Origin of the sequence: Streptomyces sp. NPDC047014 (genome assembly GCF_040644195.1) — a bacterium.
In the GTDB taxonomy this organism is placed as follows: domain Bacteria; phylum Actinomycetota; class Actinomycetes; order Streptomycetales; family Streptomycetaceae; genus Streptomyces.
Window position 1 is genome coordinate 1 of sequence record NZ_JBEYVX010000062.1, and the last position, 23,150, is coordinate 23,150.

General features: G+C 73.7%; 19 protein-coding genes and 1 pseudogene. 7 read left to right on the forward strand and 13 right to left on the reverse strand.

What is annotated here, in order from left to right; genetic code table 11:
* Together ABZ873_RS25510 and ABZ873_RS25515 are read left to right on the forward strand one after the other, a co-directional pair.
* Positions 1-554: pseudogene (locus ABZ873_RS25510) on the forward strand (serine/threonine protein kinase); the annotation flags it as partial.
* A gap of 102 nt (positions 555-656) precedes the next feature.
* The gene (locus ABZ873_RS25515; protein WP_360876122.1) at positions 657-830 is read left to right on the forward strand and encodes a hypothetical protein; all 174 of its coding nucleotides are present in this window, start codon (positions 657-659) and stop codon (positions 828-830) included.
* Positions 831-914: 84 nt separating this feature from the next.
* Here ABZ873_RS25515 and lysA read toward each other — a convergent pair whose 3' ends face one another.
* From lysA to ABZ873_RS25530, 3 genes are all read right to left on the reverse strand, one after another.
* Positions 915-2,270 (reverse strand): diaminopimelate decarboxylase, encoded by a 1,356-nt coding sequence (lysA, locus tag ABZ873_RS25520; protein ID WP_360876124.1) that lies wholly within the window; start codon positions 2,268-2,270, stop codon positions 915-917.
* 16 nt (positions 2,271-2,286) lie between these two features.
* Positions 2,287-2,658 (reverse strand): SAV_915 family protein, encoded by a 372-nt coding sequence (locus ABZ873_RS25525; RefSeq protein WP_360876126.1) that lies wholly within the window; start codon positions 2,656-2,658, stop codon positions 2,287-2,289.
* Positions 2,659-2,880: 222 nt separating this feature from the next.
* Complete coding sequence (locus ABZ873_RS25530) at positions 2,881-4,686, reverse strand: WG repeat-containing protein (protein WP_360876128.1); 1,806 nt, start codon at positions 4,684-4,686, stop codon at positions 2,881-2,883.
* A 164-nt stretch (positions 4,687-4,850) separates the two neighbouring features.
* On the opposite strand from ABZ873_RS25530, the gene ABZ873_RS25535 reads away from it, so the two are divergent.
* Positions 4,851-5,567, forward strand: coding sequence for a DUF2470 domain-containing protein (locus ABZ873_RS25535; RefSeq protein WP_360876130.1), 717 nt, complete (start codon positions 4,851-4,853; stop codon positions 5,565-5,567).
* Here the strand turns inward: ABZ873_RS25535 and xdhC are convergent.
* From xdhC to ABZ873_RS25585, 10 genes are all read right to left on the reverse strand, one after another.
* Positions 5,564-6,376: a xanthine dehydrogenase accessory protein XdhC gene (gene xdhC, locus ABZ873_RS25540; RefSeq protein WP_360876175.1), complete on the reverse strand. Its 813-nt coding sequence runs from the start codon at positions 6,374-6,376 to the stop codon at positions 5,564-5,566. The genes ABZ873_RS25535 and xdhC overlap by 4 nt on opposite strands.
* Position 6,377: 1 nt before the next feature.
* Positions 6,378-8,792 carry a xanthine dehydrogenase molybdopterin binding subunit gene (xdhB, locus tag ABZ873_RS25545; protein ID WP_360876132.1) on the reverse strand — a complete coding sequence of 805 codons (2,415 nt, stop codon included), beginning with the start codon at positions 8,790-8,792 and terminating at the stop codon, positions 6,378-6,380.
* Positions 8,789-10,276 (reverse strand): FAD binding domain-containing protein, encoded by a 1,488-nt coding sequence (locus ABZ873_RS25550; protein ID WP_360876134.1) that lies wholly within the window; start codon positions 10,274-10,276, stop codon positions 8,789-8,791. Before ABZ873_RS25550 ends, xdhB begins: the two co-directional genes overlap by 4 nt.
* A gap of 516 nt (positions 10,277-10,792) precedes the next feature.
* Positions 10,793-12,835 carry a DNA helicase RecQ gene (recQ, locus tag ABZ873_RS25555; protein ID WP_360876136.1) on the reverse strand — a complete coding sequence of 681 codons (2,043 nt, stop codon included), beginning with the start codon at positions 12,833-12,835 and terminating at the stop codon, positions 10,793-10,795.
* Positions 12,836-12,928: 93 nt separating this feature from the next.
* Complete coding sequence (locus ABZ873_RS25560) at positions 12,929-13,684, reverse strand: DUF4118 domain-containing protein (RefSeq protein ID WP_360876138.1); 756 nt, start codon at positions 13,682-13,684, stop codon at positions 12,929-12,931.
* Positions 13,685-13,773: 89 nt separating this feature from the next.
* On the reverse strand, positions 13,774-14,634 hold the full coding sequence (locus ABZ873_RS25565; RefSeq protein ID WP_360876177.1) for an STM4011 family radical SAM protein: 861 nt from the start codon (positions 14,632-14,634) through the stop codon (positions 13,774-13,776).
* A 32-nt stretch (positions 14,635-14,666) separates the two neighbouring features.
* A complete protein-coding gene (locus ABZ873_RS25570; RefSeq protein WP_360876140.1) occupies positions 14,667-16,013 on the reverse strand; it encodes an STM4012 family radical SAM protein in 1,347 nt (448 codons plus the stop codon).
* Positions 16,010-16,864, reverse strand: a complete 855-nt coding sequence (locus tag ABZ873_RS25575; protein ID WP_360876142.1) for an STM4013/SEN3800 family hydrolase — start codon at positions 16,862-16,864, stop codon at positions 16,010-16,012. The genes ABZ873_RS25570 and ABZ873_RS25575 overlap by 4 nt, the downstream gene beginning before the upstream one ends.
* Positions 16,865-16,874: 10 nt before the next feature.
* A complete protein-coding gene (locus tag ABZ873_RS25580) occupies positions 16,875-18,020 on the reverse strand; it encodes an STM4014 family protein (protein WP_360876144.1) in 1,146 nt (381 codons plus the stop codon).
* On the reverse strand, positions 18,017-18,961 hold the full coding sequence (locus ABZ873_RS25585) for an STM4015 family protein (protein WP_360876146.1): 945 nt from the start codon (positions 18,959-18,961) through the stop codon (positions 18,017-18,019). Before ABZ873_RS25585 ends, ABZ873_RS25580 begins: the two co-directional genes overlap by 4 nt.
* A gap of 169 nt (positions 18,962-19,130) precedes the next feature.
* Between ABZ873_RS25585 and ABZ873_RS25590 the strand changes: the two genes are divergently transcribed.
* From ABZ873_RS25590 to ABZ873_RS25605, 4 genes are all read left to right on the forward strand, one after another.
* Complete coding sequence (locus ABZ873_RS25590; protein ID WP_360876148.1) at positions 19,131-19,457, forward strand: hypothetical protein; 327 nt, start codon at positions 19,131-19,133, stop codon at positions 19,455-19,457.
* Positions 19,458-19,499: 42 nt separating this feature from the next.
* The gene (locus ABZ873_RS25595; protein ID WP_360876150.1) at positions 19,500-20,627 is read left to right on the forward strand and encodes a DUF6745 domain-containing protein; all 1,128 of its coding nucleotides are present in this window, start codon (positions 19,500-19,502) and stop codon (positions 20,625-20,627) included.
* An 85-nt stretch (positions 20,628-20,712) separates the two neighbouring features.
* Positions 20,713-21,033: a hypothetical protein gene (locus ABZ873_RS25600; RefSeq protein ID WP_360876152.1), complete on the forward strand. Its 321-nt coding sequence runs from the start codon at positions 20,713-20,715 to the stop codon at positions 21,031-21,033.
* Between the two features lie 177 nt (positions 21,034-21,210).
* Positions 21,211-23,145: an amino acid transporter gene (locus ABZ873_RS25605; RefSeq protein WP_360876154.1), complete on the forward strand. Its 1,935-nt coding sequence runs from the start codon at positions 21,211-21,213 to the stop codon at positions 23,143-23,145.
* The last annotated feature ends 5 nt before the right edge of the window (positions 23,146-23,150 follow it).

A 23,150-nucleotide genomic window follows, 5' to 3' on the forward strand; every position in this document is an offset into this window, starting at 1 on the left:
CCCCCCCCCCCCCGGCCCCCGCCCCGGCCGCGGCGCTGCGCGCCACCGCGCCTCCCGCCCCCCGCCGCAGGCGCCGTGCGCGGGGCGCGCTGCTGGCCGGGGGCGCGGTGCTCGCCGTACTGGCCGCCGGCCTGGGCTACGCCTTCGTGGGCCATGACGCCGCCTTCGGCCGGGACGGCACCGAGCCGGTGCCCGTGGCGGCCACCTCGCCCGAGGCAACCGCTGTACGGGTGGTGGTGTCGGGCACCCACACGACGTACGCGGGGTCCTGCCCACCACCGGACAGCCTGGCCCCCACCTTCACGGCGACCTTCACCGCCTCCGGGCCCGGCCGGGTGTCCTACCGCTGGGTGTCCGACGACGGATCGGTGGTCGACCCGCACTGGCGCGTGCTGACCCTCGGCGGCCCCGGGACCGCCCCGGCCCAGGACACCGTACGGCTCACCGCCTACGCCAAGGCCGGGACGCTGGACAGCCGCATCGGCGTGGAGATCCGCGACCCCGTACGCACCACCTCGAACCGCGTCCCCTTCGAGGTCACCTGCCGCGTCTGACCCGCACCGGGCGCCCGCGGCCGTACGGTCGCCCCGTAGAGGAAACGCAAGGATTCCCGCCGGTCCCTCGCGCGAGCGGGGAACCGGCGGGATCCTGCGGGGGTGACTGCCACCTGGGGGCCCGACCGCCCCGTACGCCGCACCGTGCTGGCCCTCGGAGCGGCCGGCCTGGCCCTCATCCTGACGGGCTCGGCCCTCGACCTGCTCTGGCTGCTCGGCATCGGTGTCTGGTCCTTCATCGCCGCGACGCTGATCGACCTCGTCTACCGGCCGTAGGCTCGCGGGCGCGGGGTCCGCGCCATCGGGTCCCGCGTCGTCGGGTCCCGTACCGTCGGCCCTCGTACCGTCGGCGCCGCCCGGCTACGCCCCGATGTCGCGCAGGCGCAGGTCCTCCAGGGTCTCCCGGCGCACCAGCAGCCGTACCGCCCCCTCGCGGACGGCGACCAGCGCGGGCCGCCCCACCATGTTGTAGCCCGAGGCCATGGACAGCTGGTACGCCCCCGCCACCGGTACGGCGATCAGGTCACCGGGCCGCACGTCCCCGGGCAGTTCCACCCCGGCGGCCAGCACATCGCCCGCCTCGCAGTGCCGCCCGACGACCGTGGCCGTACGGAGGGCCGCCGCCGGGGAGCGGCCGATCAGCCGGGGCGCGTACCGGACGCCGTACAGGGCGGGCCGGGGGTTGTCGCTCATCCCGCCGTCCACGGCCACGAACACCGTGTCCCCGGTGTGCTTGACGGCGAGCACCCGGTAGACGGCCACCCCCGCCGGACCGCTGACGGCCCGCCCGGGCTCCACGACCAGGCGCGGTACAGGCAGCATCCCGGCGGCGGCGCAGCTCTCGGCCAGCGCACCGCGCAGCCTGCGCGCGAGCGCGGTGACGTCGAGCGCCGGCTCGCCCGGCCGGTAGGCGATGCCGTGGCCGCCGCCGAGGTCCAGCTCGGGCAGCACCACGCCGTAGGTGTCGCGGACGCGCGCCATCAGCCCGACCATCCGGCGCAGCGCCGTCAGGTACGGCTTCACGGAGGTGATCTGCGAGCCGATGTGGCAGTGCAGGCCCGTCAGCTCCAGCTGCGGCTGGGCCAGGACGCGCGCGATGGCGTGCTGGGCGGAGCCGTCGGTGACGGACAGGCCGAACTTCTGGTCCTCCGTACCGGTACGGATCTTGTCGTGGCCTCCGGCGGACACCCCCGGCACCACCCGCACCATCACCTTCTGGCGGCCCTCGGGGCCGACGGCGGCGGCGATCCGGGCGATCTCCGACGGGCTGTCGATGACGATCCGCCCCACCCCGAGGCGCAGCGCGCTCGCCAGGTCGCGGGGGGACTTGGCGTTGCCGTGCAGCACGATCCGCTCGGGCGGGAATCCGGCCGTGACGGCCAGTTCCAACTCCCCGGCCGAGCAGACGTCCAGGCCCAGGCCCTCCTCCCGTACCCAGCGGACCATGGCGCGGGAGAGGAACGCCTTGGCGGCGTAGAGGACTTCGCCGTCGGGGAAGGCGTCGCGGTAGGTCCGGCAGCGTTCCCGGACCTCGCCCTCGTCCAAGACGTAGACGGGGGTGTCGAAACGTTCCGCCACGTCCGCGAGGTCCACCCCGCCGACGGCGAGGCCGCCGTGCGGGAGGCGGGTCGTGGAGGCGGGCCAGACGGAGAGGTCGCGGGTGCCGGACTCCGTGGTGGAGGCGTCGGTGGTGGTCGCGGTGGTCGCTGTGGTCATCGTGCGTTCCCCTCCTTCACGCGTTCGGGGCCGAGGTGACGGGCCGTCGTCCGGCCGGAGCGGTGTCCGTCGCGGGTGACCCTGGGGGCGTGGGGCCGGTGACGGCGGGAGCGGAGAACGTCGGGTCGACGGTCAGCAGGCTCGCCCCGAGCGGTTCGGCGAGGGCCCGCAGCGCGGGCTCGGAGAGCCGGATCCACGGCTGCCCGGCGCCGAGCGTGGCGGCCAGCCGGCCGGCGTCGGTGAAGCCGACGGCGGTCCGCGCGCCCAGTGGGGTGCGGAACAGGCGCACCACCACCTGCGCGGTTCCCGGCCGGACAGGGACATGGAGGAGTCCGGCCGGGACGGGTTCCTCGGGCTCGGGATCGTCGTCGTACTGGAACAGGCACATGGGCCCTCCTGGGGCAGCCGTGAACACGCGGCAGAAGCAGAAGCAGAAGCCGGGCCCGGTCGCGGGGAGGCGGTCCGGGGCGGCTCTCGCAAGCTATCCCCGCCACCGAGCCCCTGCGGCCCGCCCCTGACGGGTTCTTGACGACGACCGGTGCGGTTCATACGGCTCGCTGACACCGCCCGCTGCCCGCTCCCGGGCGCGGCGCCGGGCGGGAGACGGTGATCAGCCGGCGGGGTCCACGGCGGCCAGCCAGAGCTGGATTTCGACGTCGCCGTCTCCGACGAGGAAGTAGGACTGGAGGACGAGGCGTCGTGCGCCGGGGCCCGCCTGCCACACGGTGGACGACTCGCCGTCCCCGGAGCGGAGGATCGGCCCGGCTCCGGGCAGCGGGGCGCCGAAGCGGGCGGTGAGGCGCCCGACGGCCTCGGCCTCGATCTCCCCGAACCGCTCCACGGCCCAGTCCTGGAGGAAGGGGAACTCGCGCTGGTGCTCGGCGGACAGGAAGGTCCGCGCGAGGACGGCCATGGCTCCGAAGGAGGTGCCGTCGTCGTCGGGGTCCGCGTCTTCCGGCCCGGTGGGTGCGTACGGGTCCTCGCGGGACTCGAAGAGCAGTGAGCAGGGCTCGAAGGGGCGGGGCTCGGCGGCGAGGAGCCCGTCCGCGATGTCGGTCACGTCGGCCACCTCGGCCACGCCGGCCGCTCCGGGGCGGCCGACCAGGTAGGAGCGGGCCTCGGGGCAGTGCGCGGGCTCCACGCGCGCGAAGCTGCCCGCAGGACCGGTGGTCTCCCACAGCACCGCCCCCGCCGGGTCCACCAGCCGCAGCGCGGTACCGTCCGCGGCGGCCTCGACCCAGCAGAGGTCCCGGCCCTCGCGGTCCACATGGGCCACCGCGCCGTCGCGCGTGACGAAGGCGGCCAGCCCCGTCCCGTAGCCGAAGCCGAGGATCCAGCCCCCGGCGTCGGTCAGCGGTTCCAGGTGGTCGACGGGGAGGAAGCGGCCGTCGGCGCGCAGGACGCCCCAGGCCCGGCCGCTGGGGCGCGCGGCCGCCGCCGCGCGGGCCTCCTCGGAGCCCTCCTCGTCGAGCGGTTCGAGGTAGTGGGCCACCGCCGCCCCGGCGGTGTCGAAGTCCTCCGCCCACTCGTACTCCGGCTCGATGACCTCCTCCCCGGTGGCGTCGTGGTAGCCGTGCCCGGAGCCGTCGTCGAAGCGGACCAGCCCGCACCGGAACTGCTGCGAGAGGCGGTCGCGCGCCCTGATCACCACCTCGCCGCGGGCGTTCACATAGCCGCGGAAGCGGGCGCCGTGCGTACCGCCGAGGACGAAGGCGAGGCCGTTGTCCTGGAAGGGTTCGAGCATCGCGAAGCAGGGCTCGACCACCCAGCCGCCCGCCCCGTCGACCAGCCCCCACAGCTCGCCCACCCGTACGGGCGCCGTGCCGCCGGGCCCGAAGGGCCGCGCGCCGTCGAAGCGCGGCTCGATCGCGGTGCGGCCCGTACGGTCGATGTACCCGCACAGGCCGTTCTCCGCCGTCCGCACCGGGGCGAGCCCGTTCGGCGCGAAGGCGCCGGCCGCGGCGTACCGGGGCCGGATGGCAAAACGGCCCGCGGTGTCGAGGTGGCCCATGCCGTCCTCGGTCCGGGCGGCGGCCAGGCCGTGCCGGAAGGGGGCGGCCTCCGCCAGGGCCGCCGGTACGACGGGCACGCCGTCCGTGCCGGCGAAGCCCCAGAGGCCGCCCTCCGCCTGGAACCGGGAGAGCCCGTCCGCGCCGAACGCCTCGGTGTAGGCCAGTTCGGGCGCGGCCAGCCAGACACCCCGGTGGTCGAGGTAGCCGCACCGGCCGTCCCGGTCGGCGGCGGGGGCGACGTACCCGCCCTGCCCGTCGGGGTGGAAGGCCCCGACCGCGCTCAGCCCGGGCGCCCGTACCAGTCGGCCGTCGGCGCCGACGAGGGCGTACGGGGCCCCCGCACCGCCGCCGGGCTCCCCGCAGGGGACGACGTACGGCGGGGGAGCGGGGGTGGCGGACGTCATACTGCGGCTCCTCGCGCGGGGCCGACACGGCGTCAGGGGCCGCCCCGGCCTGGGGTGATCAGGAACGGATCATGTCAGCGCGGCGGCAAAGGGAGGGCCCCGGGGTGGCCACGGCACCCTCCCATCGGTTAGCTTAGGCAAGCCTTACCTAATCGGAGGTTCTGATGACGACCGCTGCCGCCCTGCCCGCAGCCGAGGCGACCCTCGCCGAACAGGCCCGTTCCGTACTGGCCCGCGCGGTGTCGCTGACCGTCACCACGAACGGCCTCCGCTACGACCTGGTCGGCCTGCACTCGGTGGACTCCCGGGGCCAGGTCCGGCTGCGGCTTCCGGCCGACAGCCTCCCGGCGGCGCATGTGACCTGCGCGCCGCGCGGGGCCCTGGCCGCGCTGGTGGAGTTCACCGACATCGCCCCCGTCTCCGTACGCGACCGGGTGCGCGCCCGCGTCACCCTCTCGGGCTGGCTCACCCGCTCCGGAGCCGCGGCGGCCACGGCGGACGACCTCGAAGTCCGCCTCGACACCGCCCGCGTCACCCTCGCCACGCGCGAAACGGCGGCGTCCGTCGGCCTGGACGAACTGGTCCTCGCCGAACCGGACCCGCTGGCCGTGGACGAGGGCTCCCTCCTGACCCACCTGGCCGACGCCCACCAGGACTCGATCACCCGCCTCGCCCGCCTCGTCGACCCCTGGCTCCTCCGCGGCGCCGTCCGCGTCCTCCCCCTCGCCCTCGACCGCCACGGCATCACGCTGCGCTGCGAGTACCCCCGCAACCAACGCGACCTCCGCCTCCCCTTCCCCACCCCGGTCCGCGAGGCACCCCGGGTCGCCGAACAACTCCAACTCCTCCTGACGGAGGCCCCGGCCTACCCGATGCGCTAGCGGGCGGTCGTTTGCTCGAAGGTGCGGAGGAGGTCTGCCGCTACGCTCACCGCGATGACGGCGGGTTCCTTTCCGGTGATGTCCTCGATGCCGATCGGGGTCTTGACGCGGTCGATGGTGGCGGCGTCGTGGCCGCCCTCCGTGGCCAGGCGGTGGCGGAAGCGGGTCCACTTCGCCGAGGAGCCGATCAGGCCGATCGAGCCCAGTCCCGGGGTGCGCAGGGCGGCGTCGCACAGGGCCGCGTCCTCCGCGTGGTCGTGGGTCATGATCAGGACGTGGGCGCCACGCGGGAGTTCGGCGAGCACCGTCTCCGGGAGCAGCGGGGTGTGGTGGACGTGGACCTGCGCCACCGGGTCCGCCAGCACGCCGAGGCGTTCCTCGGTGAGCATGTCGGGACGGCTGTCCGTCAGGTGCAGGTCGAGATTGTGCCGGGCCAGGATGCGCGCCAGCTCCAGCCCGACATGCCCGACGCCGAAGACCGCCACCGCCTGGACCACCGGCAGCGGTTCGAGGAGGACGGTCACCGCCCCGCCGCAGCACTGCACGCCGTGCTTGCCGGTGACCTTGTCGTTCAGGGCGAACTCCATCAGTTCCGGCTCCGGGTCGGCCGCGCCGTTCAGCTCGCGCGCCCGGTCGATGGCGACGGCCTCGATATTGCCGCCGCCGATGGAGCCCCAGGTCTCGGTCCGCCCCACGACGAGCTTGGCGCCCGCCTTGCGGGGCGCGTGGCCGCGTACGGTCGCGACGGTCACGAGCACCCCGGGTTCCCGGTGTGCCCGCAACCGCGCGACCGCGGCCACCCACGTCATGTCAGGCATGGCTCAGCGCGGGCGTGTCCGTGTCCGTGGACGACCCGCCGTCGCCCTCGCCTTCGCCCTCGCCCGGCTTCGGACGGGCGTCCCGGGCCGCCTCGATGGCCCAGAACACGGCCTCCGGCGTCGCGGGGGCGCCCAGCTCCAGGCTGACGCCCGCCGGCCCGAACTCCGCCGCGGCCTGCCGCAGGGCCTCCCGTACCGAGAAGGCCAGCATCAGCGGGGGCTCACCGACCGCCTTGGACCCGAAGACCGCCCCCTCCTCCGTGGCGTTCTGCATCAGCGTCACATGGAACTCCTCGGGCATCTCCGAGAAGCTGGGCAGCTTGTAGGTGCTCGCCGCCTGCGTCAGCAGCCGCCCCCGGTGCGGGCCGTCGCCGCTGTCCCAGCGCATGTCCTCCAGCGTCAGCCAGCCCGCGCCCTGCACAAAACCGCCCTCGACCTGGCCGATGTCGATCAGCGGGGACAGGCTGTCGCCGACGTCGTGCACGATGTCCACGCGCCGGATGCGGTAGGCGCCGGTGAAGCCGTCCACCTCCACCTCGCAGGCGGCCGCGCCGTAGGAGAAGTACTTGAACGGCGAGCCCCGGAAGGACTTCGCGTCCCAGTGCAGCCCCTCGGTGCGGTAGAAACCGGCCGCCGACAGCTGCACCCGCTGGAAGTACGCCGTCCGCACCAGATCGTCCCAGGCCAGCTCCTTGTCACTGCCCAGCACCCGGGCGACGCCCTCCACGATGCGCACGTCCGCGGCGTTCGCCCCGAGCTGCGAGGCGGCCACCTGGAGCAGCCTAGTACGCAGCTGCTCGCAGGCGTTCTTCACGGCCGCGCCGTTCAGGTCGGCCCCGGAACTCGCCGCGGTCGCCGAGGTGTTGGGCACCTTGTCGGTCCGCGTCGGCGCCAGCCGGACCTTGGGCAGCGGGATCCCGAGCGTGGTCGCGGCCACCTGGAGCATCTTGGTGTGCAGGCCCTGGCCCATCTCCGTGCCGCCGTGCGTGATCAGGACCGAGCCGTCCTTGTAGATCAGCACCAGCGCGCCGGCCTGGTTGAAGGCGGTCAGGTTGAAGGAGATGCCGAATTTGATACCGGTCAGCGCCAGCCCCCGCTTGGTGTGCGGGTGCGCGGTGTTGAAGGCCGCGATCTCCTGCCGGCGCGCGGCGATCCCGGCGTCCTCCTTCACCTGCTGCCAGACGGCGGAGATCCGCTCGGCCTGGGTGACGGGCTGCCCGTACGGCGTGGTCTGGCCCTGGCCCGGCCGGTAGAAATTGCGCTCGCGCAGCTCCATCGGGTCCAGGCCGAGCAGGGGCGCGCAGCGGCCGAGGATGTCCTCCATCACCAGCATGCCCTGGGGGCCGCCGAAGCCGCGGAAGGCCGTGTTCGAGACCTTGTTGGTCTTGGCGATACGGCCGGTGACGCGGGCGTGGGGGATCCAGTACGTGTTGTCGATGTGGCACAGGGCGCGCGCCACCACCGGCTCCGACAGGTCCAGGCTCCAGCCGCCGTCCGCCGTGAGTGTGGCGTCCAGGGCCTGGATACGGCCCTCCGCGTCGAAGCCGATCCGCCAGGACGCGTGGAAGCCGTGCCGCTTGCCCGACATGGTGAGGTCCTGCGTGCGGTTGAGCCGTACCCGGACCGGGCGGCCCGTCAGCCGGGCGCCGAGCGCGGCGACGGCCGCGAAGCCGTGCGGCTGCATCTCCTTGCCGCCGAAGCCGCCGCCCATCCGCAGGCACTGCACGGTCACCTCGTGGCTGTGCAGCCCGAGGACGTGCGCGACGATCTCCTGGGTCTCCGAGGGGTGCTGGGTGCTGCTCTGGATGAACAGCTGCCCGTTCTCGTCGACGAGCGCCAGCGCGGCGTGCGTCTCCAGGTAGAAGTGCTCCTGGTCGGAGAACTGGAACTCGCCGCTGAACACGTGCGCCGAATCCTGGAAGCCCGCGTCGGGATCTCCGGTCTCCATCACGGGCCGCGCCCCGTGGAAGCTCTCCGCCGCGATCGCCTCCCGCAGGGTGATCAGCGAGGGCAGCTCCTCCAGCTCCACCTCCACCGCCTCGGCGCCCAGCCGGGCCGCCTCCAGGGTCTCGCCGAGCACCCAGGCCACCGCGTGGCCGTGGAACATCACCTCGTCGGGGAAGAGCGGTTCGTCGTGCTTCATACCGGCGTCGTTGACACCCGGTACGTCGGCGACGGTCAGCACCCGCACCACCCCGGGCACGGCCAGCGCGGGACCGGTGCGCAGCGCGGTGATCCGGCCGCGGGCCTTCATCACCTGCACCGGGTAGGCGTGCAGTACGTCCTTGGTGCGGTGCACCAGGTCGTCGGTGTACAGGGCCGCACCCGTGACGTGCAGCGTGGCGCTCTCGTGCGGCAGGGCGACGCCCACCACGGGCTTCTCGGGCCGCTCGGACAGTTGGCTCATGACGACACCGCCTCGGTGGTCTGTGCGTACAGCTTGAGCAGGCTCTGGCCGAGCATCGCGGAGCGGTACTCGGCGCTGGCCCGGTGGTCGTTCATCGGCGTGCCCTGGGCCCGCAGGATGCGGGCCGCCGCCTCCACGGTCTCCGCCGTCCAGGGCCGGCCCTCCAGTGCCGCCTCGGCGGCGAGTGCGCGGATCGGGGTGGCGGCCACGCCGCCCAGGCCGATACGGGCCTTGCGGACCGTGCCGTCCGCGATGTCGAGGGCGAAGGCGACCGCGACGCTGGAGATGTCGTCGAAGCGCCGCTTGGCGATCTTGTGGAAGGCCGTGACCGGCGACAGCGGCAGCGGGATCCGCACCGCGCGGATCAGCTCACCGGGGCGGCGTACGCTCTGCCGGTAGCCGGTGAAGTAGTCCGCGAGGGGGACCTCCCGCTCGCCGTCGGCATCGGCCAGCACGAGCGACGCCTCCAGCGCGAGCAGCACCGGCGGGCTGTCGCCGATGGGGGAGCCGGTGCCCAGATTGCCGCCGAGGGTCGCGCTGTTGCGGATCAGCCGGGAGGCGAACTGCGGGAACAGCTGCGCCAGCAGCGGGACGTCGCCGTCGAGGCGGCGCTCGATCTCGGTGAGGGTCTGGGCCGCGCCGATCTCGATGTGGTCGGACGCGGTGCGCAGCACCCGCAGTTCGGGCAGCCGGTCGACGGCGATCACACAACCCTCGCGGCGGGAGCGGATGTTCACCTCCACGCCCCAGTCGGTGCTGCCCGCGACGACCACCGCACCGGGGCGCTCGCGCAGCAGTGCGGTCGCCTCGGCGAGGGTGGCCGGGCGCAGGAACTCGGCGTCGTCCTGCGCGTACGCGGTGGCGGCCGGCTCCGGCGGGGACTGCTCGCGGCGCCGCGCCAGCGCGTCGTCCTCGGCGGGCGCGCCGACGGCGAACGCGGCGTCGCGGATGGGACGGTAGCCGGTGCAGCGGCAGAGGTTGCCGCTGAGGGCGTGCAGGTCGAAGCCGTTGGGGCCGTGCTCGGCGTCGGTCTCGGCGGCCTCGGCGGTCTCCGCGGACGCGGCCTCGGAACCGGCGTGCGCGCACCGGTCGGGCCGGTAGTACTCGGCGGCCATGCTGCAGATGAACCCCGGTGTGCAGTAGCCGCATTGGGAGCCGCCGCGGACAGCCATCTCCTGCTGTACGGGATGCAGCGCGACCGGCGTGGCGCCCCCGCCGGTGGCCAGGCCCTCGGAGGTGACGACCTCCTGGCCGTCGAGTGCCGCGACGGGCACCAGGCAGGCGTTGACCGCCACCCAGTCGGTGGGGCTGTGCACGCCGGGACGGGCCACGAGGACCGAACAGGCCCCGCATTCACCCTCCGCGCAGCCCTCCTTGGTACCGGTGAGGCCGCGCTCGCGGAGGAAATCCAGCACCGTGGTGTGCGGTGCCGCCGGGGAAATCGGGGTTTCTCGCCCGTTGACCGTGATCCGTGCCGCTACCATGACGCGCCCTCATTTCCGCGCGCGGTCGCCATGACTGTACTGGTCGCCAAACTGGTCGCCATTTTTTGAAGCTTTCTCTTTCGGCGGTCGCGGCACCCGGGGCCCGCGCGCGAACGCATCGGCACGCGACGGCGTGCCGTAAACGGTACAGAGAGAAGAAGGTTCCGGGGCCTCGACGCGGCACTCCGGCAGGAGGGGAAGGTGGAGAAGGGACGGCTGCTCAGCAGCCGTGCGCCACACGACCCGGGGCCCAGGCGACCTGGTGGGCGAGGCGAATCGAGCCGGAGAGGGTGGACATCCGGTTTCGCCTCCTTCAGGCAGCTCACGAGTGGGTGCGCTTGAAGTTACGTCGCGGTGGGTTCATCGGTCAAGCAGATGTTGAGTGGATTCTACGAAGGCCCGTGTTTCCGGGGGAGCGGCATTCGTATCGGAAACCACTGGCCCCATCCGCCCCCATGGTTCGGGGACCACCGCCCGCGATCGGACGATGGTCCCCGAAGCCGCTCCTACGGACCTCTACCGCCAGTCGTCCCAGGGCGGCGGCGGCATCTCCTCCGGGTCGAAGGGCGGCTCCTCGTCATCCGGTACGCCGGCCTCCGCGGCCGGGGCGGAGGCGGAAGCGGCGGATCCGGCCGCGGGCGAGGGCGCGGACCCGGTCGCGGAGGCGGGGGCCGAGCCGGGCGCGGGCACCGCCGCCGGAGCCGCCGAGCCGCCACCGCACTCCGCCAGCGTGTCGAGGACCCCCTGCGCGTACTTGGCCAGCTTGGCCTCGCCGACACCGCCGATGGTGCCCAGCTCCTCCACCGTGCCGGGCAGCCGCGTCGCGATCTCCCGCAGCGTCGCGTCGTGGAAGACGACATACGCCGGTACGCCCTGCTCCTTGGCCGTCCCGGCCCGCCAGGCGCGCAGCGCCAGGAAGACGGGCTCGGCCGCCGCCGGCAGGTCGACCGGCACCTTGGAGCCCTTGCCGGAACGCGAGCCGGACTCCTTGCGGGCGGCAGGCGCCTTCTCCTTCCGCATCGGGACGCTGCGGCGCCCGCCCAGCACCTCGCCGCTCTCGTCCGTCAGCACCAGCGTGCCGTAGTCGCCCTCCACCGCCAGCAGCCGCTGCGCCAGCAACTGCCGTACGACACCCCGCCACTCCGCGGTCCCCAGGTCCGCGCCGACCCCGAACACCGACAGCCCGTCGTGGTCGAACTGGATGACCTTGGCCGTCTTCTTGCCCTGGAGGATGTCGATGATCTGGCCGGCCCCGAACTTCTGCCGCCGCTCCTTCGCCAGCCGCCACACCGTGGACAGCAGCTTCTGCGCGGGGACCGTGCCGTCCCAGGACTCGGCCGGGGTCAGGCAGGTGTCGCAGTTGCCGCAGGGGGTGCCCGCCTGCCCGAAGTACTCCAGCAGGCGCACCCGGCGGCAGTCGACCGTCTCGCACAGCGCGAGCATCGCGTCCAGGTGCATGCCCAGCGAGCGGCGGTGCGCCTCGTCCCCCTCGGAGCCGTCGATCAGCTTGCGCTGCTGGACCACGTCCTGCAGTCCGTACGCCAGCCAGGCGGTGGCCGGCTCGCCGTCGCGCCCGGCACGGCCGGTCTCCTGGTAGTAGCCCTCGACGGACTTCGGGAGGTCGAGATGGGCGACGAAGCGCACATCGGGCTTGTCGATGCCCATGCCGAAGGCGATCGTGGCGACGACCACCACCCCGTCCTCCCGCAGGAAGCGCGCCTGGTTCTCCGCGCGCGTCCGGGCGTCCATCCCCGCGTGGTACGGCACGGCGTCGATGCCCTGCTCCGCCAGGAAGGCGGCGGTCTTCTCCACCGAGGCGCGCGAGAGGCAGTAGACGACGCCCGCGTCCCCGGGGTGCTCGGTGCGGATCAGCTCCAGCACCTGCTTGGCCGGGTTGTCCTTGGGGACGATGCGGTACTGGATGTTCGGCCGGTCGAAGCTCGCGACGAACTGCCGGGCCTCCTCCAGGCCGAGCCGCGTCACGATCTCGGCATGCGTGGCCCGGGTGGCCGTCGCGGTCAGCGCGATCCTCGGGACCTTCGGCCAGCGGTCGTGCAGCATCGACAGGGCCAGGTAGTCCGGCCGGAAGTCGTGGCCCCACTGGGCCACGCAGTGCGCCTCGTCGATCGCGAAGAGCGACACCTTGCCCCGGTCCAGCAGCCGCTGGGCGCTCTCGGTGCGCAGCCGCTCGGGGGCCAGGTAGAGCAGATCCAGCTCGTCGGCGAGGAACGCCTGCTCGACGGCCTGCCGCTCGTACGGATCCTGGGTGGAATTGAGGAATCCGGCCCGCACGCCGAGCGCGGTCAGCGCGTTCACCTGGTCCTGCATCAGCGCGATCAGCGGGGAGATCACGACTCCCGTGCCCTCTCTGACCAGCGCCGGGATCTGGTAGCACAGCGACTTGCCGCCACCGGTCGGCATCAGGACGAGGGCGTCGCCGCCGCCGACGACCTGCTCGATGATCTCCTGCTGCTCGCCGCGGAAGGAGCTGTATCCGAACACGCGGTGCAGGACCTGCAGAGCGTCGGAGATGTCGGGTGAAGTGTCCGGTAGGGCCATTCACGAAGCCTATCGGCCCCCGCCGACACGCCCGTGCCGTCCGCCCGAACCTGTGGACAACCTCACCACGCGGGCGGTGGCCGGCGCTGAGGCTCAGCCCTGCCGGGACGGCAGTCCCGCCGAGCCCAGCGCGGTCCCGGCCAGCGCCGCGAGAGCGACCGCGACCAGGCGGGACTCCTCCGGCGGCAGCGGACGGTCGGGGTGGGCGTCGAGCAGGAAGCGGCCCCGGGAGCGGCCCGCCCCCACGACGGGCAGCTCGGTCTCGCCGTCGGGCCAGGTGACGTACTCGACGAGCCGGCCCCCGTCGTCCAGCCAGAGCCCGCCGTCGTGCTGCATCCGCGGCCGGTGCGCGGTCGCCGGGCCCGCCTCGAAGCGGCAGCCGCGCAGGCCGAGCAGCCCGACCAGCTCCCGGCGTACGTGCTCGACCAGCGCCTCCGGCGACTCGGAGTCCTCCGCGAAGCGCGTCGCGGCCCGCAGGGTGGTCAGGTGGGCCGACCCGGACACGGCCACCGCCCGCATCCGCCGGGCCCGCACCGCCAGCTGCGACACGATCAGGCCGACGGCCAGCAGCAGGACCGAGGTCCCCAGGTCACCGCCGTCGGCGATGGTGAAGCGCTGGTAGGGCTCGATGAGGAAGAAGTCGTACCAGGCGGCCGCGGACAGCGCGGCCAGCGCCCCGGCGGACCGGGTCCCGGAGGCGGCCACGGCCACCACCACGACGACCATCACCAGCGCGGCGTTCGCGGCGGTGAGGCCGGCCCGGAAGGGCACGAGCGCGAGCGCGACGAGAAAGGGCGCCACGAGCGCCGCCACCAGCGCGGCCCCGTCATGCAGCCGATACCCGGACATACCCCACCTCCTCCCTCCACTGTCCCCCGCCCCACCGCCACCCGCACACGGTGCCCGTACGCGATGCCCGCCCGGCCCGCCCCGGCCGGTCAGCGGGCCCAAGCCGGACCGGGGGCCGGGATCCGTTCGAGGACGCCGCCCGCGAAGACGTCGTACAGCGGCAGCGTCTCCAGATGGACATAGCCGATATGGCAGTCGCACACCGCCAGCGGGCAGGCGCGCGGGCGCAGGGCCGCGCGGTAGGAGCCGTCGTAGAGATTGCCCAGCTCCGCCTTCACGAAGTGGCAGCGGCGCACCGTCCCCTCGCCGTCCACCGAGATCACCGACTCGCCCGTCCTGCAGGGCAGCCCGGCCGAGCGGTGCGGATGGCGGCTGTACCCGAAGAGGGGGTCCAGCGCGGCCCACTCCGCGGCCTCGGCGTCGGTATACGTACGGCCCTCGGCGGCGTTGATCCACAGGTACACCTCCGGCGGCAGCGCGGCCCGCAGCCGCCGTGCCTCCGCCAGGTGCTCGGGCAGCCCGACGACGCCCACGCTGTAGCGGATCCCGCCCTCGGCCAGCTCCCCGCAGCGGGCCAGGAACCGGTCGAACGGCGTCTGCCCCGGGTGGTAGGTGCACCAGAGCGCCAGCTTGTCCCGGTCCGCCTCGGCGGTCCAGCCGGTGCGGCAGCTCAGATTGGTCTGGATCGCGACCCGCCGTATGTGCGGGAGGTGCGACAGCTCCACCAGCGTGCGCCGGTACCAGGAACGCACCAGCCCCTCGCCCCACGGCGTGAACAGCACCGACAGCCGGTCCCCGGTGTTCGCCGCGGCCCACCCCGCGAACCGCTCCAGCGCCGCCCGGTCCGCCACCAGCTGCGCCCGGCTGTCCCGCCGCTTGGCGAAGGGGCAGTAGGGGCAGTCGTAGTCGCAGGAGGCCAGCGGGCCCCGGTACAGCAGGGTCAGGTCCATGCCGTCCGCCGCCGCTGCCGCGTCCCCGGGCGTCACTTGCGCTCGTACGCGGCCATCGCGGCGCGCACCTCCGGCGAGAACAGCGCCGGACCCACCGCGTCCGAATGCGCCAGGCCCTCGGGGGTGAGCCGCAGCAGCCCGGCCCGCTCCTCCGTCCAGCCGCGGGCCTCGAAACCGGCCAGCTCCGCCGGGAAGTCCTCCCGGGGGAGGCTGCCGAACCGCTCCCGGTACTCGGCCACCGGCAGGCCCGCCGCCTGGAGCAGCGACTGCATGAGGTGGCGGCGCCTCGCCTCGTCCCCGTCGATCCAGCGGCCGTACTCGGCGCGGGCGAAGTCCGCCCGCGGCCGGGCCACGTAGTCGTCGACGATCCCGCGGATCTCCCGCATGTCCACGGCGTAGTCGAAGGAGTAGTGCAGCTCGGAGGTGTAGGAGCGGGCTCCGCAGCCCAGTCCCACCATGCCGTCGGTCTGGCAGGCGTAGTCGTCCGCGGCCGAGGCGGGGGCGTCCGGGAGGCGGAACATCCGCATCGACACCTGCTCGTACCCGGCGGCCAGCAGATGGTCGCGGCCCGCGCGGTACAGCCGCAGCCGCTGCTCGTCCCAGGCCGCGGCGGGCTCGTCGGGGCGGCGGCCCAGGCCCGTCAGCGGACGCACGTACAGCGGGTAGAGGTACAGCTCCTCCGGGCGCCAGGCGAGGGCGGCGTCGAGGGAGTACCGCCAGCTCTCCTCGGTCTGGCCGTCGATGCCGTAGATCAGGTCGATGTTCAGTACGGGTATGCGCGCGTCCCGGACACGGCCCAGCGCCGCCTCCACCTCCGCGCGCTTCTGCGGGCGGACCGCGGCACGCGCCTCCTCGGGCACGAAGCTCTGCACGCCCAGGCTCAGCCGGGTCGCGCCCCGGTCGGCGAGCACGGCGAGCCGGTCCGCGGTGGCCGTGGACGGGGACGCCTCCACCGACAGCGGGACGGCCCGCAGATCGGCTCCCGCGGTCTTCTCGGCGATGTCGCAGAGACGTTCCAGCTCGGCGGCGGTCAGGAAGGTCGGGGTACCGCCGCCGAAGGCCGCCGCCGCGTAGCGCGGCTCCGTCCCGCCGGGGCCGCTGAGCGCTTCGCGCACCGCTCCGGCCTGCCGCTCCAGCGCGTCGAGGTAGGCGGTGGTCAGGCCCTCGGGGGCGCCGATCCGGGTGAAGAGGTTGCAGAAACCGCAGCGGACCTCGCAGAACGGTATGTGCAGGTAGAGGGAGAGGGCGTCCTTCGCCTGCCCGGCCCACAGCTCGCGCAGCGCGGGCCGCTGCGGCAGGGCGCGGTAGGCCGTCTTGTGCGGATAGGCGTAGACGTAGTGCTCGTACGGGCGGACGGCAGGGGCTGTCACGGTCGTCATCGGGCACTCACCTCTGCCTGCGCCTGCGCCTGCGCCTGCGCCGCCGCCGTCCGCGGTTCGAGGAAGAACTGCGCGTACGGAACCGTCCAGACCGCCTCGTGCGCGAGCCGGTGACCCGTGTATCCGTCGTCCCCGTAGGTGGTGCCGTGGTCGGAGCAGACGACGGCGAAGCAGCGGCGCCGTGAGCGCATCGCGTCGAAGAGCCGGCCGATGTGCCGGTCCACATACTCCAGGGCGGCCGCGTGGGACTCCCACGAGTCGCCCGCGTCGGCCGTCGCGCCCTCCAGGTGGAACCAGTTGGGCTGGTGCATCGCCGAGACGTTCAGGAACAGGAACAGCCGCCGCTCGGCCGGAAGCCCGGCCACCACCCGCTCGGCACACGCCACCTGCGCCTCGAAGGAGTTCGGGGACGCCACCCCGAACTCCGGCTCCCAGTGGCTCTCCTGGAAGAGCCCCGGCAGTACGGAGCCCAGCGCGCCCTGCCGGTTGAAGAAGCCGACACCGCCCACGCACACGGTCCGGTACCCGGCCCCGGCCAGCCCCGACACCAGGTCCGGGGTGTCGAACACCCAGGTCGGTCCGGCCGTGGTCTCGCTGCCCGCGAACCGGGCGGCGAACAGCCGCGGGTGCGGTCCCGGCGGGGCGGGCGTCGGCAGGAACCCGGCGAACATCGCCTGGTGGGAGGCGTACGTGAAGTTGCCCGGCGCGTGCCGGCGCTCCCAGGTGCCGCCGGGCAGATGCGCGGCGAGGTGCGGGATGCGGCCCTCGGCCGCCAGCTGGGCGGCGACGTCGTGGCGGAGGGTGTCGAGGGTGACGAGCAGCAGGTCGTCGCGGCCGACGACCTCGTTCATATCAGGCATGTCAGGGGCGGGGGCATGTGGCGCGTGGTGCATGGGGGTCCTGTCGGGCGGATGGGAGTACGGCGTCCAGTTGGGCCGCATAGGTGTCGAGTCCGGCGGCGGTCGTGCCGGGGAGCCCGGTCAGACCGGGCAGGAGGTCGCCGAAGGCGTTGACCTCGCCGACGGCGAACCGGCGCCAGCCGGTGGCGGGCAGCAGGTCCACGCCGACGCACAGGGTGGCCGGGAACGCCGCCGCGGCCCGCTCGCAGACGGCGAGGGCGTCGTGCTCCCAGCTGCCGCCCGCCGCGCCGACGGCGGCGACCGCCGCGTCGAGGTCGCCGCGGGCGCCGCCGAGGTGCAGGTTCGTCATCGGGCCGGGCGCGGTGCGGACCACGGCATGCGTGGCCCGGCCCGCGACGGTCACCACGCGCAGGTCGGCCGAGCGGCCCCGCTGGGACGCCTTGGGCAGCCAGCGCTCCACATGCAGTCCGTCCGGGGCGAGCGCGTCGACCACGGCGCCGATCACCCGCTCGTCCTCGTACCGGCGCACGTGGAGCGAGTTGTGCAGGGCGCCGGAGGGCAGGCGCTCCACGGAGGTGGTCGCCCGGACCCGGCCGCCGGGGCCCGACTCCAGGGCCAGTACCCCGGAGGCGGAGGACCCGTGGGCGAGCTTGACGAACATCCGGCGCAGCCCCGGCCGCGCCAGCAGCTCCCGTACGTCCGCCCAGCCGCGCACCGGCGGCGCGGCGGGCCCGGAGGTCGGCGAGGGCGGCACCGGCAGCCCGGCCCGCTCCAGCACCTGGTGGCAGCGCCGCTTGTCGAAGAGGACGCGGAGGTCCGCCGGGCCGGTGAGCAGCCGGCCCCCGGCCTCCGCGACGGCGCCCGCCACCGCGTCGACGGCTTCGGTGAACCGGCGGTACCAGCGCCCCGTCCCTTCCACCCGGGTGGGATCGGACACCCCGCGCAGCAGCCGCTCGACCTCGGGATCCTCCCCGGGCGAGTCGATCCGTACGGTCTCCCCGGCGTGGAACACGGCCCCGCCGTCCAGGACCTCGCGCCAGGCCACCACCCGGGCGGGCGGCAGCCCGCGGGCGCGCACGGCCTCCTGGAAGAGCGTCACGCGCCGGCCCGCCGGATTGCCGACGACCGCGAGCGGGGCAGCGCTCATTCCGCCACCGCGGTGTAGCGGTCCCGGGCCCCGCCCTTGTCCACGTTGCGGTCCGAGAGGTCCACCTCGACGCCGTACGGCGAGAGCGCCGCGACGAGGCGTTCCTCGAACGGCGGGCTGAGGAAGTGGTGGTGCAGGTCGAGCTTGTCCAGATGGGTGAGGGGCTGGCCCTCCAGCAGGGCCGTGACACCCTCGTCCCCGAGCGTCCCCATCGACAGGTCCAGCACCTTGAGCCGGGCCACGACGGGCGCGCCGGCCAGCGCGGCGGCGATCTCGTTCTGGATCTCGCTGTTGCGCAGGGCGAGGCGGCGCAGCGCCGGCAGCCGTACCCCGGTCAGGATCGGCTCCAGGTCGGAGACATCGGTGTCCGCGCCGTACCAGGAGGTGCCCAGCCAGATGTCGAGATCGTCCAGCGCGGGCAGCTCGCAGGCGGCGACGGCGCGCACGACCTCCCGCGACAGGCCGCCGGTCTCGATCCGCAGGACGCGCAGCGCCCGGTGCTCCACCGGGCGCAGGACCAGGCCCTCACCGCCGCGTACGCCCAGCTCCTCCAGCGCGGGATAGGCGTCCAGCAGCGGGGTCACATCCGACTGGTTCAGCCAGGAGATCTCGCACTGCTCGTACGTGACGTCGCCGACGAACAGCGCCCGCAGCGCCGGGAAATCACCCGCCGCCTTCACCAGCGCCTCGATCACCGCGGCGTTGGAGGTGTCGTACGCCTCGTCCCAGCCGCCGACGATCACCGCGCGGACCTGCCGGGTGTCCACGGCCTCGGTGAAGCGGGCGAAGACCTGCTGCCAGTCCTCCTCGCTGTCGTAGACCTCGGCGGAGATCCGCCAGGCCACGGAATCCGCCGCGGGGAGCTGCGCCGCGGTGTCGGGCTCGGGGAAGTCGAAGGCAGGCAGGCCGCCGAACTCGCCGAGGTGTTCCGAGATGGTCATGCCGCGCTCCTGGTGTGGCCGGTTCCGACGGTGCGACACCAGTTCTACCAAGCGGCACCGACACCGCCGTCCACAGGTGGCCGCGGCCGGTCCCGCGCCGTTGTCAGACCCGGCGCTTAGCGTCGTACTCATGACCGGTCCGCGGGGGCCGGCGGGGAGGGGGAGTGCCATGTACCGGCAGGGGGACGTGCTGATCGTGCCCGTCGCGGAGGAGGCCGTTCCGGCACATGCGGTGGAGGCCGCGGGGGACGAGCGGGACGCCCGGGGGCGGCTGGTGCTCGCCCTCGGCGAGGTCACCGGGCACGCGCACGCGGTGCGGGGACCGGGCCGCCTGGTCCGGGAGGGCGGCCCCTTCGGCCCGATGCTGCTGCATCTGCCGCAGGGCGGCCGGGTGGTGCACGAGGAGCACGCGGCGATACCGCTGCCGCAGGGCTGGTTCCGGGTGATCCGGCAGCGGGAGTACATCCCGGGCGCGGTACGCATCGTGGCCGACTGACGGGGCGCGGCAGGGCGGGGCGGGGCCCGGGAGGAGCGGGACATGGAACGACGGGGAGGGGTGCGGGACGACATGGAGCGGGACGGGATGAAGGACCACACGGGGTACGGGGCGCAGGTGCGGGCGGTCGGCATGGACGCGGGCACGGGCACGGACTTGGGCACCGGCGCGGGCATCGGCGCGGGCGCGCCGGGCGGGTGGCGGGCGGTGGCTGCGGCGACCGGGGGTGCCGACCGGGCCGCCGCCGAGGCGGGTATCCGGCTCGCCTACCGCAGTGCGGGCCACGCCGAGCCCGCCCGGGTCCTGTGGGCCGACTCCCCGCGGGCGGCCGTCGCGCTGCTGCGGGAGCTCACGGACCGCGGACGGAGCCTGCGCGAGGAGATCCGTACGCGCCCCTGGGCGGCGGAACGCGAGCGGGCCCAGCGGGAGCTGGGGTCCGCCGGCTACAGCGCCCTGTGGGCCACCACCGGTGCCCCGCTCTGGGAGGGCACGCGGGCCCTGGCCGACCGGATCAGCGCGGGCGTGACGGACGAGCTCGGGGACGGGCCGGAGATCCGGCTGCTGCTGCTCGACGCCGTCCTCGGCCAGCACGACGCGCCCTGGCTTGCCGCCCTCGCGGCCCGCGGCACACGGCTCGACGGGCTCGCGGCGGCGGCCCGCGCCGGCGGCTGGTGGTGGCCGTACGAGAACGTGGCCGTCGCCTGCGAACGCCCGGTGGAGCTGCACCGGGACGAGGCCGGCCGCCTCGACCGCGGGGACGGCCCGGCCCTCGCCTTCCCCGACGGCTTCGCCCTGTACGCATGGCGCGGCATGCCGGTCTCCGCGAACTTCCTGGCCCTGCTGCCGCGGCTGACGGCCGAGCGCATCCGCAACGAGACCAATGCCGAACTGCGGCGCGTGATGCTGGAGTTCTTCGGCTACGACCGCTACCTCGCGGAGTCCGGCGCCCGGCCCGTGCACCGCGACGAGTGCGGCAGCCTCTGGTACATACCGCTCGACGGGGACGAGGACGTGATGATGGTCGAGGTCCTCAACTCCACCCCCGAGCCGGACGGCACCCACCGCACCTACTGGCTCCGCGTCCCCCCGACCACCGCGACCGCCCGCCAGGGCGTGGCCTGGACCTTCGGACTGACGGAGCAGGAGTACACACCCCTGCTCCAGACCTGAAAGAGTGTTTTGTCCGTGCACGGTGGTTCGCCGACTCGGGCGTGACGTGGGATCGGCGCGTGCCCAAGGTCGAGGGGGGAATGGAATGTTCACGGGGAGAACAGCGCGGCTGGTGGTCAGCAACGACGGCGAGGAACCGCTGGAGCTGACGGTGGAGCCCTGGGCGGACATCCACCACATCCCGCCGAAGGAGGGCTGTGTTGTCGTCACCCACTCGCCTGCGGGAGACGAAACGTGGGCCGGGACGTCGTACGGCGCCGAGCCGTTCGAGGTGCAACATCGGCCGGACTCGGTCACGGTGTGGGCGAACGGCCACTGCTTCCACCTCAGCGACACGCAGGGCAACGCGATCTACGCGAACGCATACGGGGGCGGGTGCCCCGCCGAGAACCCGGCCGGACGCTGAGTCGGCCCGCCGGGGATCCATCGTTCTCGGGGGCGTCAAGCCTGCGTATGCAAGGCGTTAAGGGGGCGTCAGGATCTCATCAGAAGGTCATATGGGTGTTTTGGGTGCGTACGCTGAGCCGGCCGCCGTCGCCGTCGACGGCCGGATCCCCATGCCGTACGACAGGAGCACCCCACGATGGCCACCCCTGCCCGCGGTCCGCGCCTGCGCGCGTGGCTGCTGGAAGGTCTGACCGACCGCCGTCACAAACAGCAGCAGCACCCCGAGACCGCCCACGAGGGCAAGCCCTGGTACCGGGTGATGTGCCTGACCGGACTCGACTACTTCTCCACCCTCGGCTACCAGCCCGGCATCGCGGCACTCGCCGCCGGTCTGCTCTCGCCGGTGGCGACGATCGTGCTCGTGCTGCTCACCCTCTTCGGCGCGCTCCCCGTCTACCGGCGGGTCGCCCAGGAGAGCCCGCACGGCGAGGGGTCCATCGCGATGCTGGAGCGGCTGCTGCCGTTCTGGAAGGGGAAGCTCTTCGTCCTCACCCTCCTCGGCTTCGCGGCCACCGACTTCCTCATCACCATCACCCTCTCCGCCGCCGACGCGACCGCGCACCTGGTGGAGAACCCGCACCTCACCAGCACCCTGGAGGGGCACGAGGTACTGATCACCCTGATCATGATCGCGCTGCTCGGTGCGGTCTTCCTCAAGGGATTCAGCGAGGCGATCGGCCTGGCGGTGGCCCTCGTGGCCGCGTACCTCCTGCTGAACGCGGTGGTGGTCGCGGTCGGCCTGTGGCAGGTCGCCACCACGCCGCACGTGGTGACCGACTGGTCCGAGGCGCTGACCACCCAGCACGGCAACCCGTTCATGATGATCGCCATCGCGCTCGTCGTCTTCCCCAAACTGGCCCTCGGCCTCTCCGGATTCGAGACCGGCGTCGCCGTCATGCCACACGTCCAGGGCAAGCCGGGAGAGGCCGCGCGGAACCCGGAGGGCCGGATCCGCGGCACCAAGAAGCTGCTCACCACCGCCGCGGTGATCATGAGCGTCTTCCTCATCTGCTCCAGCTTCATCACCACGCTGCTGATCCCCGCCGAGGAGTTCCGCTCGGGCGGCGAGGCCAACGGCCGCGCCCTCGCCTACCTCGCCCACGAACAGCTCGGCTCCGCCTTCGGCACCGTCTACGACGCCGCCACGATCCTGATCCTCTGGTTCGCCGGATCCTCCGCCATGGCCGGCCTGCTCAACCTGATGCCGCGCTACCTGCCCCGGTACGGCATGGCACCGCACTGGGCCCGCGCCCTGCGCCCGATGGTCATCGTCTTTACCCTCATCGCCTTCCTGGTGACCTGGATCTTCGACGCGGACGTGGACGCGCAGGGCGGCGCCTACGCCACCGGCGTCCTCGTCCTCATCACCTCCGCCGCCGTCGCCGTCACCATCGCGGCCCGCCGGGCCCGCGAACGCGGCTGGACCCTCGCCTTCGGCGCCATCTCCGCCGTGTTCGTCTACACCACCGGGGTCAACGTCGTGGAGCGGCCCGACGGCGTGAAGATCGGCGCCTGCTTCATCGCGGGCATCATGGCCCTCTCCCTGCTCTCCCGCCTCGCCCGCGTCTTCGAGCTGCGCGTCACGGACGTGGAACTCGACGAGATGGCCGAGCGGTTCATCCGGGACACCGCCACCCGCACCATCCGCTTCATAGCCAACGAACCCGACCGGCGCGACCGGGCCGAATACCGGGACAAGACCGACCAGATCCGCGCCGACAACGACATCCCGGCCGGGGACGACTTCCTCTTCGTGGAGGTCACGGTGCTCGACCCGTCGGAGTTCGAGGCGGGACTGCGGGTCCGGGGCGAGGTGATGCACGACCGCTACCGGGTCCTGACCCTGGAGTCCTCGTCCGTACCGAACGCGCTGGCCGCGCTGCTGCTGCACGTACGGGACACCACCGGGCAGCGCCCGCACGCCTACTTCGAGTGGACGGAGGGCAATCCGCTCAGGAACTTCCTGCGGTTCTTCCTCTTCGGGCAGGGCGAGGTGGCGCCGGTGACCCGCGAGGTGATCCGCGAGGCCGAACGGGACCGGGCGCGGCGGCCGCACGTCCACGTCGGCTGACTGGT